Source organism: Sediminitomix flava, from assembly GCF_003149185.1.
Taxonomy (GTDB): domain Bacteria; phylum Bacteroidota; class Bacteroidia; order Cytophagales; family Flammeovirgaceae; genus Sediminitomix; species Sediminitomix flava.
Map to the genome: position 1 here is coordinate 12,607 of NZ_QGDO01000003.1, position 19,626 is coordinate 32,232.

14 protein-coding genes are annotated in these 19,626 nt (G+C 37.2%); 4 read left to right on the plus strand and 10 right to left on the minus strand.

All coding sequences use genetic code 11. From position 1 onward, the window contains the following. Positions 1–214: 214 nt before the first annotated feature. From BC781_RS12210 to BC781_RS12230, 5 genes are all read right to left on the minus strand, one after another. Positions 215–802 (minus strand): hypothetical protein, encoded by a 588-nt coding sequence (locus tag BC781_RS12210; RefSeq protein WP_109618054.1) that lies wholly within the window; start codon positions 800–802, stop codon positions 215–217. A gap of 448 nt (positions 803–1,250) precedes the next feature. Beyond that, entirely contained in the window at positions 1,251–2,321 is a 1,071-nt protein-coding gene (locus tag BC781_RS12215; protein ID WP_109618056.1) for an alpha/beta hydrolase fold domain-containing protein, read from the minus strand. A 129-nt stretch (positions 2,322–2,450) separates the two neighbouring features. Then, the gene (locus BC781_RS12220) at positions 2,451–3,287 is read right to left on the minus strand and encodes an alpha/beta fold hydrolase (RefSeq protein WP_109618058.1); all 837 of its coding nucleotides are present in this window, start codon (positions 3,285–3,287) and stop codon (positions 2,451–2,453) included. Positions 3,288–3,318: 31 nt separating this feature from the next. After that, positions 3,319–4,722 (minus strand): carbohydrate porin, encoded by a 1,404-nt coding sequence (locus BC781_RS12225; protein WP_158281456.1) that lies wholly within the window; start codon positions 4,720–4,722, stop codon positions 3,319–3,321. Positions 4,723–4,859: 137 nt separating this feature from the next. Further along, positions 4,860–6,659: an alkyl sulfatase dimerization domain-containing protein gene (locus BC781_RS12230; RefSeq protein WP_109618062.1), complete on the minus strand. Its 1,800-nt coding sequence runs from the start codon at positions 6,657–6,659 to the stop codon at positions 4,860–4,862. Between the two features lie 204 nt (positions 6,660–6,863). On the opposite strand from BC781_RS12230, the gene BC781_RS12235 reads away from it, so the two are divergent. After that, a complete protein-coding gene (locus BC781_RS12235) occupies positions 6,864–7,847 on the plus strand; it encodes a helix-turn-helix domain-containing protein (protein WP_109618064.1) in 984 nt (327 codons plus the stop codon). Positions 7,848–7,987: 140 nt separating this feature from the next. Further along, positions 7,988–8,716 carry an SIMPL domain-containing protein gene (locus tag BC781_RS12240; RefSeq protein WP_109618066.1) on the plus strand — a complete coding sequence of 243 codons (729 nt, stop codon included), beginning with the start codon at positions 7,988–7,990 and terminating at the stop codon, positions 8,714–8,716. Between the two features lie 115 nt (positions 8,717–8,831). On the opposite strand, the gene BC781_RS12245 is transcribed toward BC781_RS12240, so the two are convergent. Both BC781_RS12245 and BC781_RS12250 read right to left on the minus strand, forming a co-directional pair. Further along, the gene (locus tag BC781_RS12245) at positions 8,832–10,256 is read right to left on the minus strand and encodes a DUF1214 domain-containing protein (protein ID WP_158281457.1); all 1,425 of its coding nucleotides are present in this window, start codon (positions 10,254–10,256) and stop codon (positions 8,832–8,834) included. Between the two features lie 34 nt (positions 10,257–10,290). Further along, positions 10,291–11,724, minus strand: coding sequence for a DUF1214 domain-containing protein (locus BC781_RS12250; protein ID WP_109618070.1), 1,434 nt, complete (start codon positions 11,722–11,724; stop codon positions 10,291–10,293). 191 nt (positions 11,725–11,915) lie between these two features. Here BC781_RS12250 and BC781_RS12255 point away from each other — a divergent pair, with 191 nt between their 5' ends. Then, on the plus strand, positions 11,916–12,896 hold the full coding sequence (locus BC781_RS12255; protein ID WP_109618072.1) for a helix-turn-helix domain-containing protein: 981 nt from the start codon (positions 11,916–11,918) through the stop codon (positions 12,894–12,896). A 533-nt stretch (positions 12,897–13,429) separates the two neighbouring features. On the opposite strand, the gene BC781_RS12265 is transcribed toward BC781_RS12255, so the two are convergent. Together BC781_RS12265 and BC781_RS12270 are read right to left on the minus strand one after the other, a co-directional pair. Next, positions 13,430–14,833, minus strand: coding sequence for a DUF1254 domain-containing protein (locus tag BC781_RS12265; protein WP_109618077.1), 1,404 nt, complete (start codon positions 14,831–14,833; stop codon positions 13,430–13,432). 21 nt (positions 14,834–14,854) lie between these two features. After that, on the minus strand, positions 14,855–16,249 hold the full coding sequence (locus tag BC781_RS12270; RefSeq protein WP_109618079.1) for a DUF1254 domain-containing protein: 1,395 nt from the start codon (positions 16,247–16,249) through the stop codon (positions 14,855–14,857). 127 nt (positions 16,250–16,376) lie between these two features. Here BC781_RS12270 and BC781_RS12275 point away from each other — a divergent pair, with 127 nt between their 5' ends. Continuing rightward, the gene (locus BC781_RS12275) at positions 16,377–17,345 is read left to right on the plus strand and encodes a helix-turn-helix domain-containing protein (RefSeq protein WP_109618081.1); all 969 of its coding nucleotides are present in this window, start codon (positions 16,377–16,379) and stop codon (positions 17,343–17,345) included. Between the two features lie 202 nt (positions 17,346–17,547). Here the strand turns inward: BC781_RS12275 and BC781_RS12280 are convergent, their stop codons facing one another. Then, positions 17,548–19,419, minus strand: coding sequence for a DUF3604 domain-containing protein (locus tag BC781_RS12280; RefSeq protein ID WP_109618082.1), 1,872 nt, complete (start codon positions 19,417–19,419; stop codon positions 17,548–17,550). Positions 19,420–19,626 lie beyond the last annotated feature (207 nt).

Here is a 19,626-nt window from a genome sequence, read left to right on the forward strand (position 1 = left end):
TTAGTCATGAGAGATAAAGGCAGCAAAGCGCTGCCTTTATTTTTTTATATTCATCGTGAGCAAATGCAAAACACTAGACTTTTCTTATTAGGTTAGAAATTCTATATCGTTTTGATCGCATTGAGCTTCAAAAAGTAGGAGTGTGTTGAACAATGAAATGCAAAATTTTAGTTTTCTGATTAATCTTATGTGAAAAGGGCGTGAAAAAGTGGATTTAAGCCACGTGTGGACGGACCTCTCCCAGGTAAGTCAACTTCTTTTTCGACTGTTGAAGCTCTCTGTAAATCTTTTCAAGTATGACTTTAGGGCTTAAAGCTAAGATTTGACCATAAAGCACATCAACCATAGTAGAAAATTTCCAGCCTTCGTGACGGAAAAGGAGCAAGTAGAGAAAAGCATCTTTGCGGTAATCAAACTTCTTTAGCTCATTTGGGAAAGATCGCCAAGTAAAAAATGAGTAAACCTTATCTCTAAATGGGATACTGAATGTTGGCTTCCTTCCAATACTACTATCTGAAAACCATCGGATATCTCTTCTTTTTGCATAAAGTTGATACGGCTTTTTCTTTTGGCTATACGACTTTTGTTTGGGTAAACTGCCGACTCTTTTCTTTCGAGCAAGGTAGAGCGAGTGTGCATAATCGGGGTCATAGCTACCATCTTTTTTCCTATTGCGTTTCAATTCACGATATAGGCTAGACGCAGCCACCTCCAAACATTCTGCAATAAAGCTAATGCTTAGTTTCAGTTCTAGCCCTTGAGCTAGAAGTTTTCTTTCGATATGTCGGAGGTTTTGAGACATTGGAATTTACACTCTTCTGAAGAGATAGTTTGATAGCAAAAATCATGCTATTCGTGTGAATAGAATCATAAAACACCTAAATCAAGATTTAAAGAGGTTTCTAAATTAGGTTTCACTTTATATTCATAAATAGATTTAATATGAAGCACAGGGATTTCAGTGAGCTTGATAAGTAAGTGACAAATTTCAAAGTTATTAATGCTCACGAGGATTAAAAAATCAAATAAATTTAGCCTACTCATAAAGAATGGTTTTTAGTGGGATCGATTTTCAAAAAACTAATATAAATATCCCCCAAAACAGTAACGTAAAGGGGGATTAGGTATAGTATAATTATATACCAAGAATAAAAAATTAGCTAGTGTTTTTAATTACTAATGCTCTACTTTGAACTCAAAATGTGTTACAGCTAAAAGTAGTAAAGTTAAGACCTTAGAACTGAGCTGTATTAATTTATATACTTCTGAATATACTTTGCCATTTTTTCTACAGCAACTTTAGTTTCAGTTGATTCAGTAGATTTAATTTGGAATACGTGAGGCATTCCTTCATAAATATCCAAAGTTACATTTTGACCAGCCATATCAATTGCTTGGTATAAACGGATAAAGTTACTTAGGAAGATTTCTCTAGTACCTCCTTGGATTAATGTAGGTGGGAAACCTTTTGTAAAATCACCATAGACTGGAGAAACATAAGGATGCTTTTGATCTTTTGGATCTGCATAAGCATCAGCCGAAGGTCCTAATACTTTTTTATAAACGTAGTTTGATTCGGCATGTTTGAGCGTCATATATGTATCTCCTGTTTCAGTGATATCTGCCCAAGGAGACCATAGCACAACCACAGCAGGCATACCAAGACCTTCATCTCTTAATCTCAACACAGATCCTCCTACAAGACCTCCGCCCGCAGAGTCACCGAAAATACCGATGTTTTCCATAGTGAATCCTTGTGCATTCAAACCTTTGAAAACATTCACTACTTCACCTGTAATATCTTTCCATTGTGCATTTGGAGCAACTGTATAATCAATCGAGATCACTCTCATTCCTGTAGCATTAGCAGCAAGGGCCGCACTTGTGATTGTGTTATCAGCACTAAACATTGTGTAGCCACCACCATGAGTATAAATCAAACGTTTTCCGTCTTCCTTCCATCCTTTCGGTGTAATTTCTAAAACTCGAATGCCTCCAATTTTTTGTTCCTCAACAGTGATTTGATATTTTTCTTTCACATCTGCTTCTCTTCCAAATGCTACTTTAGACATTATGGCATTCAATTGCTTCCAACCTTCAATATTATCAGCAGCAGGTGCAGTTGGTCCCGCAGCTGGGTTAGGTGTATTTTTAAAGATATTTTCCCAACTTTCAGAAACGGTTGAAGCAGCATAATTTCTTATATCAACATCAGATGGTATAGATTCTTGTGCATAAGATATTGTAGCAACAGAGGCCATAGCAAATAAGGTTAAAACTGATCTTTTAATTTGTTCTAGTGATTTGAATATTTTTCTCATGTTCTATTTGTAATTTTTTCGTTGTATTGATACTACAAATTTACATACCTATACCCCTTTCTTTACTTCTTATTGGTTCATTCAATGATCCAATACGGTCAAATCTATCTCAATAAACATTGGCTCTTATTACCCTTTATACTCTTTGATAAAATCCAAAATAATTGGATTTAACTTATCTGAAGCGTCCATGGTAATCCAGTGGCTCACTCCTTCAAATGTATGATACTTAAAGTCGCCGTCAACAAATTCAGCTGTTCCAGCCATTTGTTCTTCAGCTAATGCCATATCTCCTGTACTCCACACAGCTTGTACAGGGATTGTTGCATTTGGTAATGGTAATTCTCCCGAAAATGCCGCCATAAAATTAGCTCTATACCAGTTTAGACCTGCTGTCATTCTTCTTGGGCGAGAAAGCGCTGTAATCCACGTTTCTACTTCAGGGTGATTTTCTACAAATGCTCTGAATAAAGCCCAATCATCTTTCGCTAACATGGTTTCAGCAATTCCTTCAAACTGATAGAATAATGCATACCAACCTAATTGTTTTTGACGGATTCCCGCCTTTGCGTAAGAGTTTGGATGACCTACAGATAATGGCATATAACACTCAAAACGATCTGCATGAACAGTGGCCAAATACCAACCAACAAATGCTCCGAAATCATGCCCCACTAATCTTGCTTTTTGAACCCCTAAATGATCCATCAATGCTAATGCATCAGCGGCAATTTTATCTATTGTATAATGCTCAACACCTTCTAATAACTCACTATCACCAAATCCACGTTGATCAGGAGCAATTACTGAAAAACCTGCTTCTACTAATGGACCTATTTGATTTTCCCATAAATCTGCTGAGTCTGGAAATCCATGTAATAATAATACCGCTGGACCTTCGCCTTCATAAACATACTTAAGATTAATGCCATTAATAATTTCTGATTTTTTTTGATATTTCATCATTATATATTTTTGGTTTGAAAAAAGTTTTCTGTTAAAAGAAGTATCTCGCTTTGATTGTTGGTGCAAATACGAAGTTGTTTGCTGGGTTGAACGATGGGTTCATTACAAACTGAGCACCTGGTGTTAACCACATATCTGGGAACAGTAGCATTTTCCAATATACTTCTGCTTGCCATTGACCTTCTGTACGTAGTGGCCCCAACAAAGTACTTAGGAATTTCTCATCCTCTGTAGTCGGGTTATTCAGTTTATCTGCATTTACAGGGTTGATTCTTGAATAGTTTATTGCAAAGTTTAATTCACCTTGAATATTAAAAGGTTGTAATAGAGCAACACCTGCGGATGCTACGATATCTGATAAAGTTGCGGCACCTGCTGCACCACCAGTAATATTACTCCAAGCACCATTGGCAAAACCTACTACATTTCCCCATTGCTTACTACCGTGTACTTTCACTGACCAACCTGGCTCAGAAAAATCTGAATACAATGTTTCTGCAGCTCTATCCGTCCACATTACTGTAGCATGTAAGTGGTCAAAATCGTTTGCTCCACGCACCCAGTGCTTACCTACTTCTAAACCAGCAACCACTGTTCCGTGTCTTAATCCACCCCAGTCAATGATACCACCAATCTGGTTGTTATCTTGTACAATACCTGAAACATAAAGTTCTGAATCTGCGATTGGTTTCCAGTTAAAGGCAACACCTACTGAAGATGCACCCATTGGTAAAACATGCCAAGGCACTGTGTTAGCACTATTCGAAAAGGCTACTCGGTTATCTTTGAATCGGTTAAAGTCTAAAACGCCTAGTGGAGAAATATAACCTGCTCTAATCCAAGCACGGTCTTTTTTAAACTTTTGCTCCCAGAATACGAATGGTAAAGTAGCTCCACTCCAAACGTTGGTCATATCAACACCACCACCTATACCTGTGGATACCAAAATAAACATTGGCGAGATATCACCATATCCATGTCTAACATCCATTACGACATTAAGACTACCTTCCCAATCTTTTCCTTTATTAATTGGTGTCCATTTAAAATCCATGGCAAATACACCAGCGCCAGCAGTATTTCCCATCTGAGGGAATTTTAAATGTGATTGAGGAACAATAGAAAAAACATTGTGATAACTGGCTCCAATTTGGATACCCGTTCTTTCATACAACCCTTCTTTCCATTTAAAATAAGGCCCAATATTCATATTGACGATAGCTCCTGGTTCTGGAAAGCTATGATTCAAATCTGTTTTAATATCTCTAGGCTGTTCTGGTGTTAAGCCCTCAAGATTAGGATAATGTGGTAGCGTATCTGCATCGTATCTTATATCCTTTTGTTTGTTTTGAGCATAAGATTGATTGATAAAAGCTCCCGTGATACATATTAATATCAACAGAGACTTGCTAATTGGTTTTATAATAGATTTCACTTTATTGTTGGTTATATCTTTAATTTGATTTTGTAGGAATATTGTATGTAGAAAGCTTTGATTGCTCTTTACATTTTTTGAGTAGATGTATGCGATAGTCATTGGATCGACCATCGCATACTTGAGAAGATCATTTATTAGATCGCATCAAAGTTATTGAATAACGATACTGCTGTTTGCTCTCCTACTATCTGGATTTTATTTCCTTCAATTAAACCTTCAATTGACTGAGGATTAGTGAAGAAAGCTAGGAATGTTTCCTTATCCATCTTTAGAGTAGTTTGAACAGCATTCTTATACTCATTGATATTATCTATATATTGACAAACCCCTTTTCTAACGTGGAAACCTGCTAATTGCTGATTACTATCTGTAATTTCGATGGCAATAACATGATCACAGTTCTCTGTAGCTTCAGGATTGATTCTTACTCTTAAAGCATCAATAAACTTATTTGCATCTTTATCAATCTCAAATGGTTGAGGAGCAATATTCTTAGGCATTGGACCAACACCTGTCAAGCCTCTACCTTGAGATAATAAGAAACCTCTAGCAATTGATGAAGTTTGAGAATAACCAGTTTCGATCATTAATTCTCCTTTCCACTTCAAAAGATCTTGGTTGTTTTCGTCCAATACTAACAAGTGGTTGATCAATTCCATACTCCAAAGCAACTCTTTATTTTCTTGAGCTTCTTTCGCTAATTCTACTACTTTATCATAACCTCCTAACGCAGGTATTAAACGCTCAGCTCTTGCTTTTGGAGGAAGTGTCAACATTGTTGAAGCATCTCCGTTCCACCATCCCATTGCAATATTTGCGATATAAGGAGGATACCAAGTTAGTGTTCCGTAGTTTTGAGACAATTCTGGAGTATTCAACATGTGCTCAGGTAATTTCACGAAGTCACGTAATTCCTCAGGACCCTTACCTTGAAGCATACCTCTTAATGTTTGGTCCATCACCAATCGCAAGAAGTCACCATATGCACTCAAACGTTTTGCAATCTCTTCTTTACCAACAACTGCTCTCGCATTTACGTTGATCAAGATTTCCGGAGATAACTCCTCTAAAACATCAATTGATTCTACCCAGAAAGCTGGATCTCTGTAGTCCGCACCTCTTGGCGTATAAAGGTTAGGCATCATTGGAGCAAAATTGTTCGTAAACGCAATATTTCTCGATGGCACCCAAAGTGTCAAACAATCATCTGTATCACTTCCACCTTTAGTAAAGAACTGAAGATCCAGTCCTGCGATGTTCATCATCTCACCGTTTTCCACCTCTTTTGTTACAGGTTGGAATCCACCCGGTTCGTAGTTCAGAGAGAATCCAACTGCACTATCTTCACCTTCTTTTGGAAGATACATTTGCACTTGCTGGATTAATCTACCCCATTGTAATGGCTGAAGTTCTGGGAAGTTACCACCTGTTCCTCCACTATTCGCCATATTGTAATTTACTTTCGGGTGACCGATGATCATCACATCTTCCTCACCTTCAGTAATATATTTTGCACCGTGTACATAGTGAGAGTGACTATAAATTACGGCTTTAATAGGTTTGTCAGTAACCTTACGAATTTCCTCTTTATATCTGATACCGTCTTCGCTATTTTCTCCTGCATCGTATACAATAACACCCTCAGGAGCTACGATAAATGAAGCATTAAGACCTACACCAGTAATAACGTAAAAGTCTTTTGCAATTTCTATAGTCTCTTTCTTTTGATAAAAAACTTCATCTAATTCACTGAATACTTGCTTATGGGCTTTACCGCCATTGGCTCCCACACCATATTCTACATCTATTCCCATCGCATAATTTAAAGAAGGATCTTTAAATTTACCTTCCTTATCTTGGGCGTTTACATTATTCATAAACACAAATGCTGAAAGCACTGTAGCTGCTAATACATTTCTTCTTGTTGATTTCATATTCTCGTTCTATTTGTAATTTGATAATACAAAAGTACAGCAAGGGAGATCGGTCAGCCACTCTTATAGGTTCAGGTGATAATCCAAAAAGTTCAAGAGTACTTATTGGTGTAAATTATTGTAGAAAAAGTATCGATCCTTCTTTATAAACAATTTGAACTTCATGGATTGTTTATATTGTAGATCTAACCTACAATTCCATTTATGCTTGAATTAATTTATCAGGAAGCGAATATTGAACAATTATTTGAGGTATTGACAAAAGAATTGAAAAGAGATGCTAGAGATGGCAATCACTTTCTTTACACTCAAGATGATTCCTTTATCCACTTCTATTTTTATAAACTTATTCAGGGGTTTGATGTCTTCTTATCAAACTGTAAATACAAGGAGGACATTCACACACAGAGGTTACCTGATAATGACCCCGATCTTATTTTTATTAATATTGTTAGAATCGGAGATGTTTCTCATGAATTAGTAAATGAAGAAGGTCAAAAACATTTAGACGCCGATAGTCAGAAAAGAATATTGATTTACAACGGCATGTACCCAATAGAAACGTATTTTAAAGCGAATACACATTTCCAATCATTAGGTTATTATGTTTCTAAAGAAGCTTTCTTTGAATTGATGCCTGATCATCAATCGGTTTTCCGTAAGTTATTCCCTGGTACTGAAGGTTTGGCTTACTATACTTTCCTCCCTATCGAATTAAACCCCTTACTGGACGATGTATTTCATTTAAGGGAAAAAGTGATAGGTTCCAATCCTCTTATTCTAGCTCGAGCATTAGAGATCTTTGCTTTATTATTTCAATCTATTATTGGGATGTTGGATAAGGATGACCTGAATGGATTGCATTATGATGATTATCAAAGGCTCTTAAAAATAAGAACTGTATTGAGTGGTAATTTTGATCAGAAAATAGTGATAGATGACCTTGCAAAAGAATTTGGTGTAAGTGTTTCAAAGTTGCAGAGAGACTTTAAAATACTCTTCAATTCAACTATTTATCAATATCATCTTAATGAAAAAATGGAGGAAGCCTATAGAAGATTGAAAAGTGGAACCCAATCGATCACTGAAGTAAGTATGGATATGGGCTATGAAAACCCATCCAAGTTCTCAGCCATGTTTAAAAAGATAAAAGGCATGAACCCGAATGAAGTATTAATATCCAAGTAAATGGAGGTAGAATAGCAAATTAGGAAAAGAAATAGATTTGTGTTTAACATATATTACTAATAAAATAAAGTATTTTGATTATCAACTGTTTATGTTATTGGATAATAAGTTATTCGTAAACCAATTATTAACATTGAAGTATGAAGTTCTCCTTTTTAATCTCTTGTATTTCTTTTTTTCTAATTTCATTACAGTTAAGTGCTCAGGAAACAACGCTACAGTTGGCTAGTCAAAACTATATCGAAGTGATGGGGGAGTCTAAAATTGAGTTAGAGCCTAATCAGATATTTATTAATATCCGATTCAAAAATTATATGGCAAAAGTCAATAAAGATGTGTCTTTGGAAAAAGCACTTTTTGAGCAATTGAATGAATTGAAGATAGACCTCACTAAACAATTGGAAATACGTTATGACCCAAATCATTTGAATGCAAATTCAAAGTTGATGAGTAGTGAAAACACAGCTAAAGTTGAGCTTACGCAATTAAGAAAGAATTATATCGTTCAGTTGGGGAGTGCCGTAGAAGCAGAACAATTGATCAATTCTTTGAAGAAAAATAAAGATATCGTATTTGAATTGGAACGTATCGACCACACAAACTTGGAGTCGTTCAAATCGAAAGTGCAGCAAGAGGCGATTAAGGAGGCTAAGGCGAAAGCAGAAGAACTTACATCGGCGATTGGTCAAAGTATTCGAAAGGCAAGTCTAATCAGAGAAATCGAATCAGCTACATCTTCAGAGCCTTCCAAAAATGTTTTCATTTCGGCTCAATATCCAAATGGTATAGACCATACTCCAGAAAAATCATTTCAGAAAATTATCCTAGAGGCGAAGTACTTAGTTCGGTTTGATTTGCACTGGAATTAGACTTATGTTCCTTTTTATGGTCTTAAGACGTATCGTTAGTTGTATGAAAGTGAAGTTAATTACCGCCACCTCCTTTTCTATGAAGATGGCGGTATAGTTGTATTAGTTTTTAAAACTACTTTACCCTCTCAATGGCAGGTAGTACCCAAGTCTTATCAAAATACTTTTCTGTTGGAGCATAGATTCTGAAATAGGTAAACCATCCTTCATCTGGGTTGGAGTAGATAAAGTTATTATCCAACACACCTTCTGGTTTTGATGGACCAATAGTAATGGTCACCGAACCATCGCTATTCACTTCAAGTTCTTCACGAGAAGTAACTCCAGGTCTACGATCCTTATTCTGCACAAAACAACGTGTAGCTTGCGAATAGACAATAAATGACCAGAATTGCTTCATGGGCACATCGGCAGGAATCGTGATCTGATAAGTGTTCGAACCATCAAGCCATGCACCATCAGCATCTTTGTATGAAGCTAGGTATTTAGATCCTACGCCAATTAGGTTTTTCATCATTCCTTCCGACATTGAGAAAGCCTCATAGGTGTATGATGCTAGACCATCCAACTCCTTATAGTTACCCTCTTCATTGTAATGGATTGGGTTAGTGAGTCCGCCTAGGTGGACTGTATATTTAGAGCCCTCACCATAGAATGGCTCAATCAAATGATCACGACCGTTAGAAAGTGCTTCAGCCATCGCCTTGCCATATTCAGCCGCTTTGATTAAAATTTCTTTCTGCTTTGCAGTAGGGTTAAATGGTTTTCCTTTTTCAATACCTACACGCTTCAAGAACTGTAGAATATATCTTGTTTCCTCAGGGAAATCTTCGATCTGTACAACTTCATGCAGTCCTTCCCAGAATGCATAACCTTCTGGCCACCACCCTTCGTAGTAGGTATTCCCAATATTCAATACTTTGGTATCTGGTTCTGCACCCAATGGGTAAAGCTTATGTCCTTCTTGAAGACGTTTTGTTTCTTCCTCGCCAGCAACAAGAATTCTCGTCCCGATCCAGAACAGATTGGTTCTTACTCTGATCACAAAGTCAGCGTCATGATTAGCTGGCTCTTCCATCTTCTCATGTAAGATTAAGTATTTTGCTCCTTTTCCTAGATCTTTGCCAGCCAAACCAAGATCAGCTACCCAACGACTCTCAATATCATTGATTATACCCCCTGTTTTCCCTTCGGGAATCTCCAGGATTAATGGACCGGACTCCTCCAAGTTTGGAAAAGCTACCATGTAGGGTGTATTCAAGTTTGAGGTAATAATATTATACTTCTGCTCAGGGGTGTTGTAAGTAACAAAATCAAGGGGGCCACCAACTTTTAGATTGGCAAGACGCCACATTTGATTTACCATTACTGATGTTCCCCAAAGATAAGATTGGGTAGCACCATGAAAGGCCATCTCATCATACATTTTCGAGACAGAAGCATCGGTTAGATAGCCCGATTTTTCATATTCGATCGCTGTTGAGGCTTCACTATTTGAATCGGATTGTACCTGACAGCTAGCAAATGCTAAAGCTATCATCAGGGAAATATATTTTATTTTCATGCTAATCATTTTACTTGATTTCAACAATATCATTCAACATCCATGAGTTATCTTGGTAAGCCTTCTCTGGACCATAGAATCTGAACAGCAAAAAGAAATGCTCAATGGCTTCTGTAGGAATGTAGTTTACACCATTGTTAAGTTCATTTGGACCGAAGTAAATATCACAAGTACCATCCGCATTCATTTGTGGTTCTTCTGTGGAAGCAAGTCCGATTCGATCTGAGTTTCGGATATATGAAGCCGTAGCAAGGTCATAAGCAAGCACAGACCAGAACTGAGATACAGGTACATTGGGAGGTACTGTCAGCTTATAGTTTTTCTTTCCGTCTAATACATTACCTTCTTTGTCATGTGTCAATTTTAGGTAAGCTGTTGCTTTTCCTAATTTCACTGGAGGTGAGATGTACATATAGAAAGTAAATGCCTTATCATCTACATAGATCTTGTTTTCATCCTCATAGGTCATTTGAGTCGCAATCATAGAAGGTGCTACAGGAAGTGCCCAATGAGAATGATCTCCCCAACGCATCGGCGGAAGATTTAAAATATGATCTTGAAGTTCAAGATGCACTTCGCTCATTATGTTATCAAGAATTACTTTTTGTTCTTCAGAAGGAGAAAAATTCCCTCCTTTCTCAATTCCGATAGAGCTCAGCATGCCCATCGCGTATTTATCTTCTACTCTGATTTCTTCATAGTTGACAACCTTTTGAAGCTTCTCGAAGAATGTATGGTCGAAAGGAAATACGGATGCATATTCCATATCGTAGATGTCCATATGAGGCAATCTCTCACTATCGTTGTAATAATACTGTGCTGACTTGGTCTTGATATATTCTTCTGCATCAGCTAATGTCTCAGGGGCATTGTTCGGGAGAATAATACGAATTGTTCCATAACCTCGGTAGGTTCTCAATGGCACCGGATAGTATCCCTCAGGTACTGTAATGCTCTCGTCATCGGCTTGGTATAAGAAATATTTTCCACCTTTTCCTTTATCATCTCCGGCTCCACCAACATCGACAACAGGTCTTTGCCAAACATCAAGTAAGGAACCAAATACTTTGAATTGCTCTGTTTCGGCAGGGATTTCAATTACTACAGGCGAATCTTTTACATCATAAATAAGCTGTAGATAGAGCGTGGAGTTATTAGGTGTCGGTTGTTGGAATTTCCAGTTAGGAGGCTGAGAGAAGTAAGCTACTTGATTGAGTTTTTGTCTTGCTTCAATCGCTCCTTCAATCATTTGATTACCTGCTACCAATGGTTGGCCCCAAATGGCAGATTCGAACGCTCTTCGCTCAAAACGCTTCTTTTCTATATTGATTTCTGAAGATTCCTCTGAGCTCATATTTTGACTCAATGCACTACTATTTGCACCATAAATTAAAAGTAGGACAGCCAAAATCGTCTTGAATGTGATATGCTCTATAAATTTCATGATTGATAAATTAGTGGTAAATGTGAATGCTTTGGAGTGTACTCTGCTTTTTAGGTTATTGATTTATAGTGTTTGATCAGTTGTATGTGAAAATATTTATTGCAAATTTCGGTAAGAGTCGACAATTCTTTGTTTCATGTTTATACCATCTACATTCACAAAAAAGGCAACTTTAAAAAGCTTCAATTTTTATGGACGAAAGTGATCGCTTAAGAATAGAAACAATAGAACATGCTCCAAAACGGTTTTATGAGGGTTTAAGTGAAAAATATGGAGGGAAATGGGATGGTACACGCTTTTCAGGTAAAACAAACTTTGGAGAAGTGAATGCTGTGTTATTAGAATATCCAAATCAAATGCTGGTTTCATTAGCTGATTATACTCTTCAGCAAGTTGTAGAAGTCGTCAATCAACCACAAGAAGGTGAAAGAATGGTTTCTATTCGAATAGGTTTTCATGGCAGTATGATAGGGCAATCACAAAAGATGGGCTATTCAGAAGGTATTTTAGTCTACGATGCCAATAGACCTTTTAAAGTGCTGTTTCCAGCCAATAAATTAATTCGATGGATGTCTATCCAATTTCCGTTATCTGTTATAGAAAGTTGGATGCCTAAAGAAAATCAAGATGTTAAGTTTTTAAATAGTCTTCATGAAGAAGATAATTGGTTTTTCTATTATCGTTTGACACCCGAAATTGAAGCTTTGGTGAGAGATGCGTCTATGTATTTAAATAATTCAAAGTTAGTACGTCCTTTGCTCTATGCGAGAGCTTTTGAAATTATCGCTCGAATTATGTTATTAGTAGAAGAAGATTCGAGTAAAGTAGTAATAAGTAAAAAAATACATCCTGATGACTTTGACCTCATGTATCAGATAAAAGAACAATTGTTGAGTGACTTATCTCAATTGCCGAATATTGATGTATTAAGTACACAATTCAATATGAGTAGTTCAAAGCTTCAACGTTCTTTTAAAGCCGTATTTGAATTGCCTATTATCAAATTTTATAATAGGCACCGTCTTGAAGAGGCTAATCGGTTGCTGAAATACTCCAACAAATCAATCATTGAAATAAGTGATGAGTTGGGTTTTCATAGTGCATCCCATCTAAGTCGAAAATTTAAGGGACAATTTGGCTATAGTCCCAATTCATTGAGAAATGATTTATGAAATAAAGACTATAGAGGTATTATATTCTTTTTTCTTCTTTGTAAGAATAGTGAACTTTTAAAGTCCTAATGATCATTGGAGTAGGTAAATTGATCAATTCTTTGAAGAAAAATAAAGATATCGTATTTGAATTGGAGGGTATTGATCACATAAACTTAGAGTTGTTCAAATCAGAGAAATCGAATCAGCTTCATCCTCAGAGTCTTCCAAAAATGTTTTCATTTCGGCTCAATATCCAAATGGTATAGATCATACTCCAGAAAAATCATTTCAGAAAATTATCCTAGAGGCGAAGTATTTAGTTCGGTTTGATTTGCATTGGAATTAATTAGTTTACTAATGTGAAATGGGTATAGAATAATTACAGTCTCTTTAGGTTACATTAGTTTGTGGGTACTTAAGTTTTTGAATTTATAAGATTTCAGCCTAAAAGATATTTTTTCAAAACGACTTATTTTATGTAGTTAATAGTTATATCCATTTGATTAAAACTAATTGATTTAATCAAATGGATATATCCTGAGAGGACTTAATTATTGCTTTTCTACCACCGGAGGAATCCACTCCCCATTTTGTGCATTTTCTTTAGGAGCATACACTCTTAGTGTCATCATGAAAGTGCCTTCTGGTGCTGGCAACCAGTTAGCCACTTTATCTTCAGACGGACGCTCGTGCTGGAAGTAGATCTTCAATGAACCATCAGCCTCATACTTCAAATCCGTTTTGTTGCTCAATGCATATCTGTCCAATGGGTTCTCTACCAAGTAGGCATCCGCATCATACATCGTTAATGACCAGAATGCATTTTCAGGAGGCATGTTTCCGTTCTCAAAAGTTAATACGTATTTGTGATCACCATGAAGCTCATCATCATTTTGATCAACACGTGTTAATGGATAGAAGGCATCTTCAATCAAGTTTCCGCCAAGACCGAGATAACTCCATCCTGCTCTCAAGTCGTAGTCCGCACCGTAGCGACCCATTTCGTAAGTCACCGTCCAGCCATTTTTAATCACACCAAGATTTTCTGCAATTTCCATTAGTCGTTTATGACCTTGTGCAAAACCTGCTTTAATGCCTACGGCTACTTCAGCATCGAAATTGTCAAGAGAGAATTCTTTTCCAGCTTCAAGACCAATCTTTTTCATTTGAGCTAAAATCGGAGCATCTGCTTTGTAAGTTTCGCTTCCTGCCAAAATACGGTTGGTATTGTTGAAATAAGTTTCAACGTCCATTGAAAGTACCGCTTGATTTACATCCACTGGAAACTCAATATCGGCTAAGGGCACATTTGCAGGAGGTGTGAAGTCCGTACCCCAAGCTGAAAGCGGTGTCAGTGTCACTTGATCTTGTAGTGCATTTACAATTGCGTAATCAGCTTCTTCACCCGAACAGTAGATACGCCCTCCAATACAAGTGATATTGGTATTGGAACGAATTAGCTCCATCCCTTCAGGAACTTGACCTTCCCAGTTTGGACCTGCGATCAAGAAGTTACAAGCTTTTTCTCCATGTGTTCTTGAGCCTGGAGCTTCCGGAACATCATTCCATGCATTAATAATTTGCATGATCCAATAGCGGTCTTCAATAGCAGGCACGGAAAGCACGAAAGGCTCTTCCCTCAAGTCCAATCCCGCAAAAGAGTAAAGGACATCTACATTGAAACCTACCACCATTTTATTAGAAGCATCTACAAATCGGCGAGCATGCCCGAACTGTCCCATAGGAGCCATCAGCCCTTTTGGTTCCGTAGTATAAGTGATGCGTTGGAATTGCTTCTCCCACAACAATAGTGGTAAACTAAAAATATAAGCGTCTTCTGCAATCGTTGTTGCTTCTTCTTTACTGATCTGTGCAATCGGCTTAGATGCAAAACTCAATTGAGAAAGCAAAAGCATCATTGCCATTAAAAATGGAATAGAATTTCTCTTTTTCATATCTATATGTGTTTTATTAGTTTAGTTGTTTTTTTGAATTGCTGGAGGCAACCATGATTTGTTAAATACAGATTCCATTGGCGTATAAATTCTAAGCGCTACACGGAAGCCTCTTTTTGGGGCCGGCAACCAGTTTGAAACTTTATCCTCGCTTGGACGCTCTGCCTGCATATAAATGGTTACAGATCCGTCTGCATTATAAGTCATATCACTACGATCACCCCTTCTATATCTATCAATTTCATTCGCCACTAGATAACTTTCGTCGTCATACATGGTCAATGACCAGAAAGTATGTGCAGGTGGCATATTTTCTTTCGTGAAAGTCAATGTATAATTGTGTTTACTTCCATCAAGGATTTCTCCATCCGCATCAAGGATGGTTGTTGGATAGAAGGCATCTTCGAGCAAGTTTCCACCTACACCAATCATTGTCCATGCGGAACGGTAGGTATAGTCTGTCCCAAAACGTCCCATGTCATAAGTTAAAATCCAGTTGTTTTTCAACTCTCCCAAATCACGTGCTCTGGCAAAGATGGCTTGCTTAGCTTCTGCTACACCTTCATCAATCGCCTTGATTTGTGCTTTGCTAAAACCTTCAAATGAAAAGTCTTCTCTGGGAGTAATGCCCAATTTTGCAATGCGCTCCATCATGGGTGTATCTACCGTATAAGCAGGGTTTTTGATCAATAGGCGAGAAAGGTCTTTGAAGAATGTTTCATTACTCTTTCCAAAAACAAGCGCATTCACATCTTTTGTACCGTCAACCGTTTCATTCAATGCAACATGAGCTGGCACTTGATAATCTTTATTCCATTGAGAATAAGGGATAATTTTAACTTCATCCTGAAGTGCATTAACCTCTGCATATTCCTCAACACCACTACAATAGGTTCTCAATACGATCAGCGTAATTTCAGTATCTGTACGAACTAGATCCATTCCAAATGGCACCTCACCAGACCACTCAGGGCTTACGACAAAGAAAGTACGTGCTTGTCCTCCATGTGTTCTTGAAGTCGGTACTGCAGGAACACCGTTCCAAGTGTTGATAAACTGCATCAGCCAAAAGCGGTCGCCCATTTCAGGTAGCGTAATTACTAGAGGCTCGTCTGTTGTATTGATACTTGCAGATGAAATCAATACGTCTGTGTTCGCTCCGACAAACTCCCTACTTTCAGCATTGGCAAATGCTCTACCATGCGCAAATTGATTGACAGGTGCTTTGGCATTTTGCGCTTCTGTAGCATAGCTGTTTACATAATATTGATGCTCTATCCATACTGCAGGAAGTCCGAATAAGTAAGCATCTTTAGCTAGCTCCTTTATTTCATTATTACTGAGTCTGTGATCTGAAGTTTGAGCGATACTTCCAAAACAGAGGGCTATAAATAGTGTGGTTAAAAATTTACTCATTGTTGTATTTTTCTATTTTTGGATCAAATTACTTTATACCGTATGATGAATTCTTTGCAAAGTAAGGCACTCTAATAGTGTGAATACGTTATAAAAAGGATGGATTTAGGTATAAAAAGAAAAGACAATGGAAAAGTCTTTAAGATTTATAAATGGAGCACAAGCAGAAGAGTTAGTCGAAAACCTTAAGAAGGTCGGGAAACATACAATAACAAATAATCACTATAGGGCAGAGGGGGAAATAGGGTCTTTTGATATCTGGCTTTATGATGAATTAGAAACGCTATTACAGGTCTTCGTCTTTGACATCAGTTTGAATGAGCTATTTGAATTTGAAGATATTCAGACCAATGAAGATATTTATACAATTCGTTTTGCCTTGGGTGCAAAAGTAGATTATAGCGATACTCAGGTTGGCCATGGCTCACCTGTTGGAGCTGTAATTTACAATTCGGGGCAGACTATTAAGAATTACATTCAACCCAATCAGAGATTGAGAGGGGTAACATGCCGAGTAGAAAAGGCATTTTTAAAACGTATGTCTAAAGAAAATTGGAAGAACATTGAAGGATTCCTTAGCTTGAATAAACCTTGGATTTATTATGAATCAATTACTCCAGAGATGGAGCAATGTATACTAGATATGCTTCAACTTCAACAAAACGTCAATGGGAGATACGGATTTACAACTGGAAAAATATTTGAATTAGTTACTCTTTTTTTCTTACAGTTTTTCTCGAATAGATCCTTGAAAGCTTTCGCCTATATCTCTCCTAGGGACAAAGAAATTCTTTTTGAGATAAAAGATCGATTATTGTTCGACCTAACAAAGTCACTTTCGCTACAGGAGTTAAGCAGAGATTATGGAATTAATATCGCTAAACTTAGAAATTTATTTTTTCAAGTATTTGGAAGTACACCGCTCCAGTTTGTGATGAAAGAAAGATTATTTGAAGCTAAGCGTCAAATCATTATGACAAATAAATCAATTACTGAGATTGCTGATATTACAGGGTTTACAGATACCTCTCATTTGGGAAAATTATATAGACGAGAGTTTGGAGTAGCACCATTAGTACATCGGAAAAGGAAATGAAATTTAAGAAATTCCACACCTCATAGGAAGAAGTGGTTGAGTAGGAGAAAAAAGTATTTTAATAGATAAAGTAAGGTCTTACATGTACTTGTATTATAATTTTAAAAGAATCGTGGGCTTTTGAAGTCCTAAGATAAAGAGACTACTCTGAGCAGGAGCAGTCTCTCAATACTGTATATTGGAGTGTAAAGGTGTAAGTTAATTACTTTGCGTTGTACCAAATTGGTGATGCATATGCTCTTTCTTGTGTTTCCAACTTAATACCTTCACCTACTTCAGCACCAAATTGAACTTTGTCATAAAGTGTCCAACGTGGAGTTGGAATTTCTAAAACTCTTACATAGTAGAATGCATTTTGTGATGCATCAAACTCTGGATCTTCCCAGTAAGTTGTCAATTCTTCAGCACCAATATCGTTTGTGTAAGTTGCATTATCATAATCGATAGTCGATCCAACATTCGTCTCACAAACACCTGTATTGTTGATCACACGGTTGTCTGAAACTGCTGCGTCAAATACTTTTTCAAAAGTGTTACCATCAGCATCAATCCAACCTTTAATCACTTGAACACGGTCTAAGTTTGCACCGTCAGGGTCTTTTTGAGCTCTGATCATGAAACCTGGCTTTTGGCCATTATTAGCTTCCAAATCACCACCCATTGGTACACCTTTAGCGTAACCGTTATCTACCAAATTATCGAGATCGCTTTCTGAGAAATCATATCCACCAAATACACGAACTGACATACGAGTACCTGAAGTAGCATACACTTCTTTACGCTCCATTGCGTCAAAGATTGACTCACGAGTGTTCTCCTTAGCCCAAACAGCACAAAGACCACCTGCACCGTTTTCACCACGGAAAATAGAAAGTTCTTCTTTGATTCCTTTTACCATGATACCGTCAGCACGTCCTGGACTTGGCTCCATGAAAGCTCCCTTACCGAAATAGTTTTCATTTCTTTGAGATGAGATACCACCGTGTGCATCAGTCGAGCCTATCATACCAAATTTGTAAGGGTTAATGCCTAACTTATGCTCAATCTTAAGACCTTCCAAGTAAGCATAACGTGCGTATTCCTTGTATAGCATTTCTTCTGTTTTTTCTACAGAACCCATCATGTTACCACGCGACATTGTCACGAAATCAGCAAACTGATCGTCTGGCGAAATCATTGGGTGAGCTTCTGAGTCACCTTTCATTTGAGAAACTTCAACAATTGTTTCAAAACGGCTTCTTGTTTCTACCCACTCTCTTGTTAACTCATGACCTTCGTAAGTTTTGTCATCAAACATTAATCCGTTTGAGAAGTTCGGGTTGTGAGGAATAGCCAATACACGACCTCCAGTTGTTTCCTCATACTCCTCTAAGAATTTCCACATATCTTCAGGATTTCCAGAATCAAAGGCAGAATAAGGGAAATATTGAAGAGCTTCCTCTGCACCGTCTCTAAAAATTAAGTTTCTGTGTAAGTTATTTGAGTTTGGTGCTGACGTAAATTCATAACCAATGAATGTAGTAAATTTACCTGGCTCATAGTATTTTTCAGCATTATCAATTACTTTACCCCAAATATTTTCTACCATTTCTGGAACGTTAATTTGGTCTGTATTGATATTACGTGCCCACTCTAAATAAACATCGTAACCTTGGCCGTTTTTCACCATTTCAATCCAACGTCTACCAGTCTCACTCTTTTTAAGAAGTGGATCTTCGTTACGGATAAAATCTGCAAGACCTAGGTTCTCTGAATGATCTGAAAGTAAAACGAAATCAAGTGGACGAATTAATTTAAATTTATAACCTGATTGAGAAGTAACTTCTTCTCCTCTAGCTGCTCTGTAAGCAACATCAGGCCCTACATTAATTCCTAACATTCCTGCGTCAGTTGACCAAGAAGTATGGAAGTGAGTATCACCAAATAGCGGCTTGTCATAATTTTCTGGAAGTGGCCCCGGATCAAAATCTCCGATATATGGAGAGTATTCTCTTACTTCCTCTTGCTTTGCGTCTTGTGCCGTACAAGACAAGAAAGTTCCTGCTGCTAGTATTAGAGTTAATAAGTTTTTCATTTGTATTTAGAGATTTTATGAATTGATGATCAATAGTTCATTAGGTAGATATTTGAATAATTATCTCCTTTAGTTATTATTGATAGTACAAATGTCGCGGTCTGATAAACCATATTCGCTTCCAAAAAGACCACAACTAATCCCCAAAAGCTCATGTTATTTGACAGTTGTATAGGAAGAAATACTAGTTTGATTGTCTTTCAATAA

Coding starts and splice junctions, on each gene's coding strand:
- BC781_RS12280 (WP_109618082.1), bottom strand. CDS start 19,419: ATGAAAAACTTATTAACTCTAATACTAGCAGCAGGAACTTTCTTGTCT.
- BC781_RS12255 (WP_109618072.1), top strand. CDS start 11,916: ATGGACGAAAGTGATCGCTTAAGAATAGAAACAATAGAACATGCTCCA.
- BC781_RS12230 (WP_109618062.1), bottom strand. CDS start 6,659: ATGAAATCAACAAGAAGAAATGTATTAGCAGCTACAGTGCTTTCAGCA.
- BC781_RS12240 (WP_109618066.1), top strand. CDS start 7,988: ATGAAGTTCTCCTTTTTAATCTCTTGTATTTCTTTTTTTCTAATTTCA.
- BC781_RS12275 (WP_109618081.1), top strand. CDS start 16,377: ATGGAAAAGTCTTTAAGATTTATAAATGGAGCACAAGCAGAAGAGTTA.
- BC781_RS12215 (WP_109618056.1), bottom strand. CDS start 2,321: ATGAGAAAAATATTCAAATCACTAGAACAAATTAAAAGATCAGTTTTA.
- BC781_RS12265 (WP_109618077.1), bottom strand. CDS start 14,833: ATGAAAAAGAGAAATTCTATTCCATTTTTAATGGCAATGATGCTTTTG.
- BC781_RS12270 (WP_109618079.1), bottom strand. CDS start 16,249: ATGAGTAAATTTTTAACCACACTATTTATAGCCCTCTGTTTTGGAAGT.
- BC781_RS12210 (WP_109618054.1), bottom strand. CDS start 802: ATGTCTCAAAACCTCCGACATATCGAAAGAAAACTTCTAGCTCAAGGG.
- BC781_RS12250 (WP_109618070.1), bottom strand. CDS start 11,724: ATGAAATTTATAGAGCATATCACATTCAAGACGATTTTGGCTGTCCTA.
- BC781_RS12220 (WP_109618058.1), bottom strand. CDS start 3,287: ATGATGAAATATCAAAAAAAATCAGAAATTATTAATGGCATTAATCTT.
- BC781_RS12245 (WP_158281457.1), bottom strand. CDS start 10,256: ATGATAGCTTTAGCATTTGCTAGCTGTCAGGTACAATCCGATTCAAAT.
- BC781_RS12235 (WP_109618064.1), top strand. CDS start 6,864: ATGCTTGAATTAATTTATCAGGAAGCGAATATTGAACAATTATTTGAG.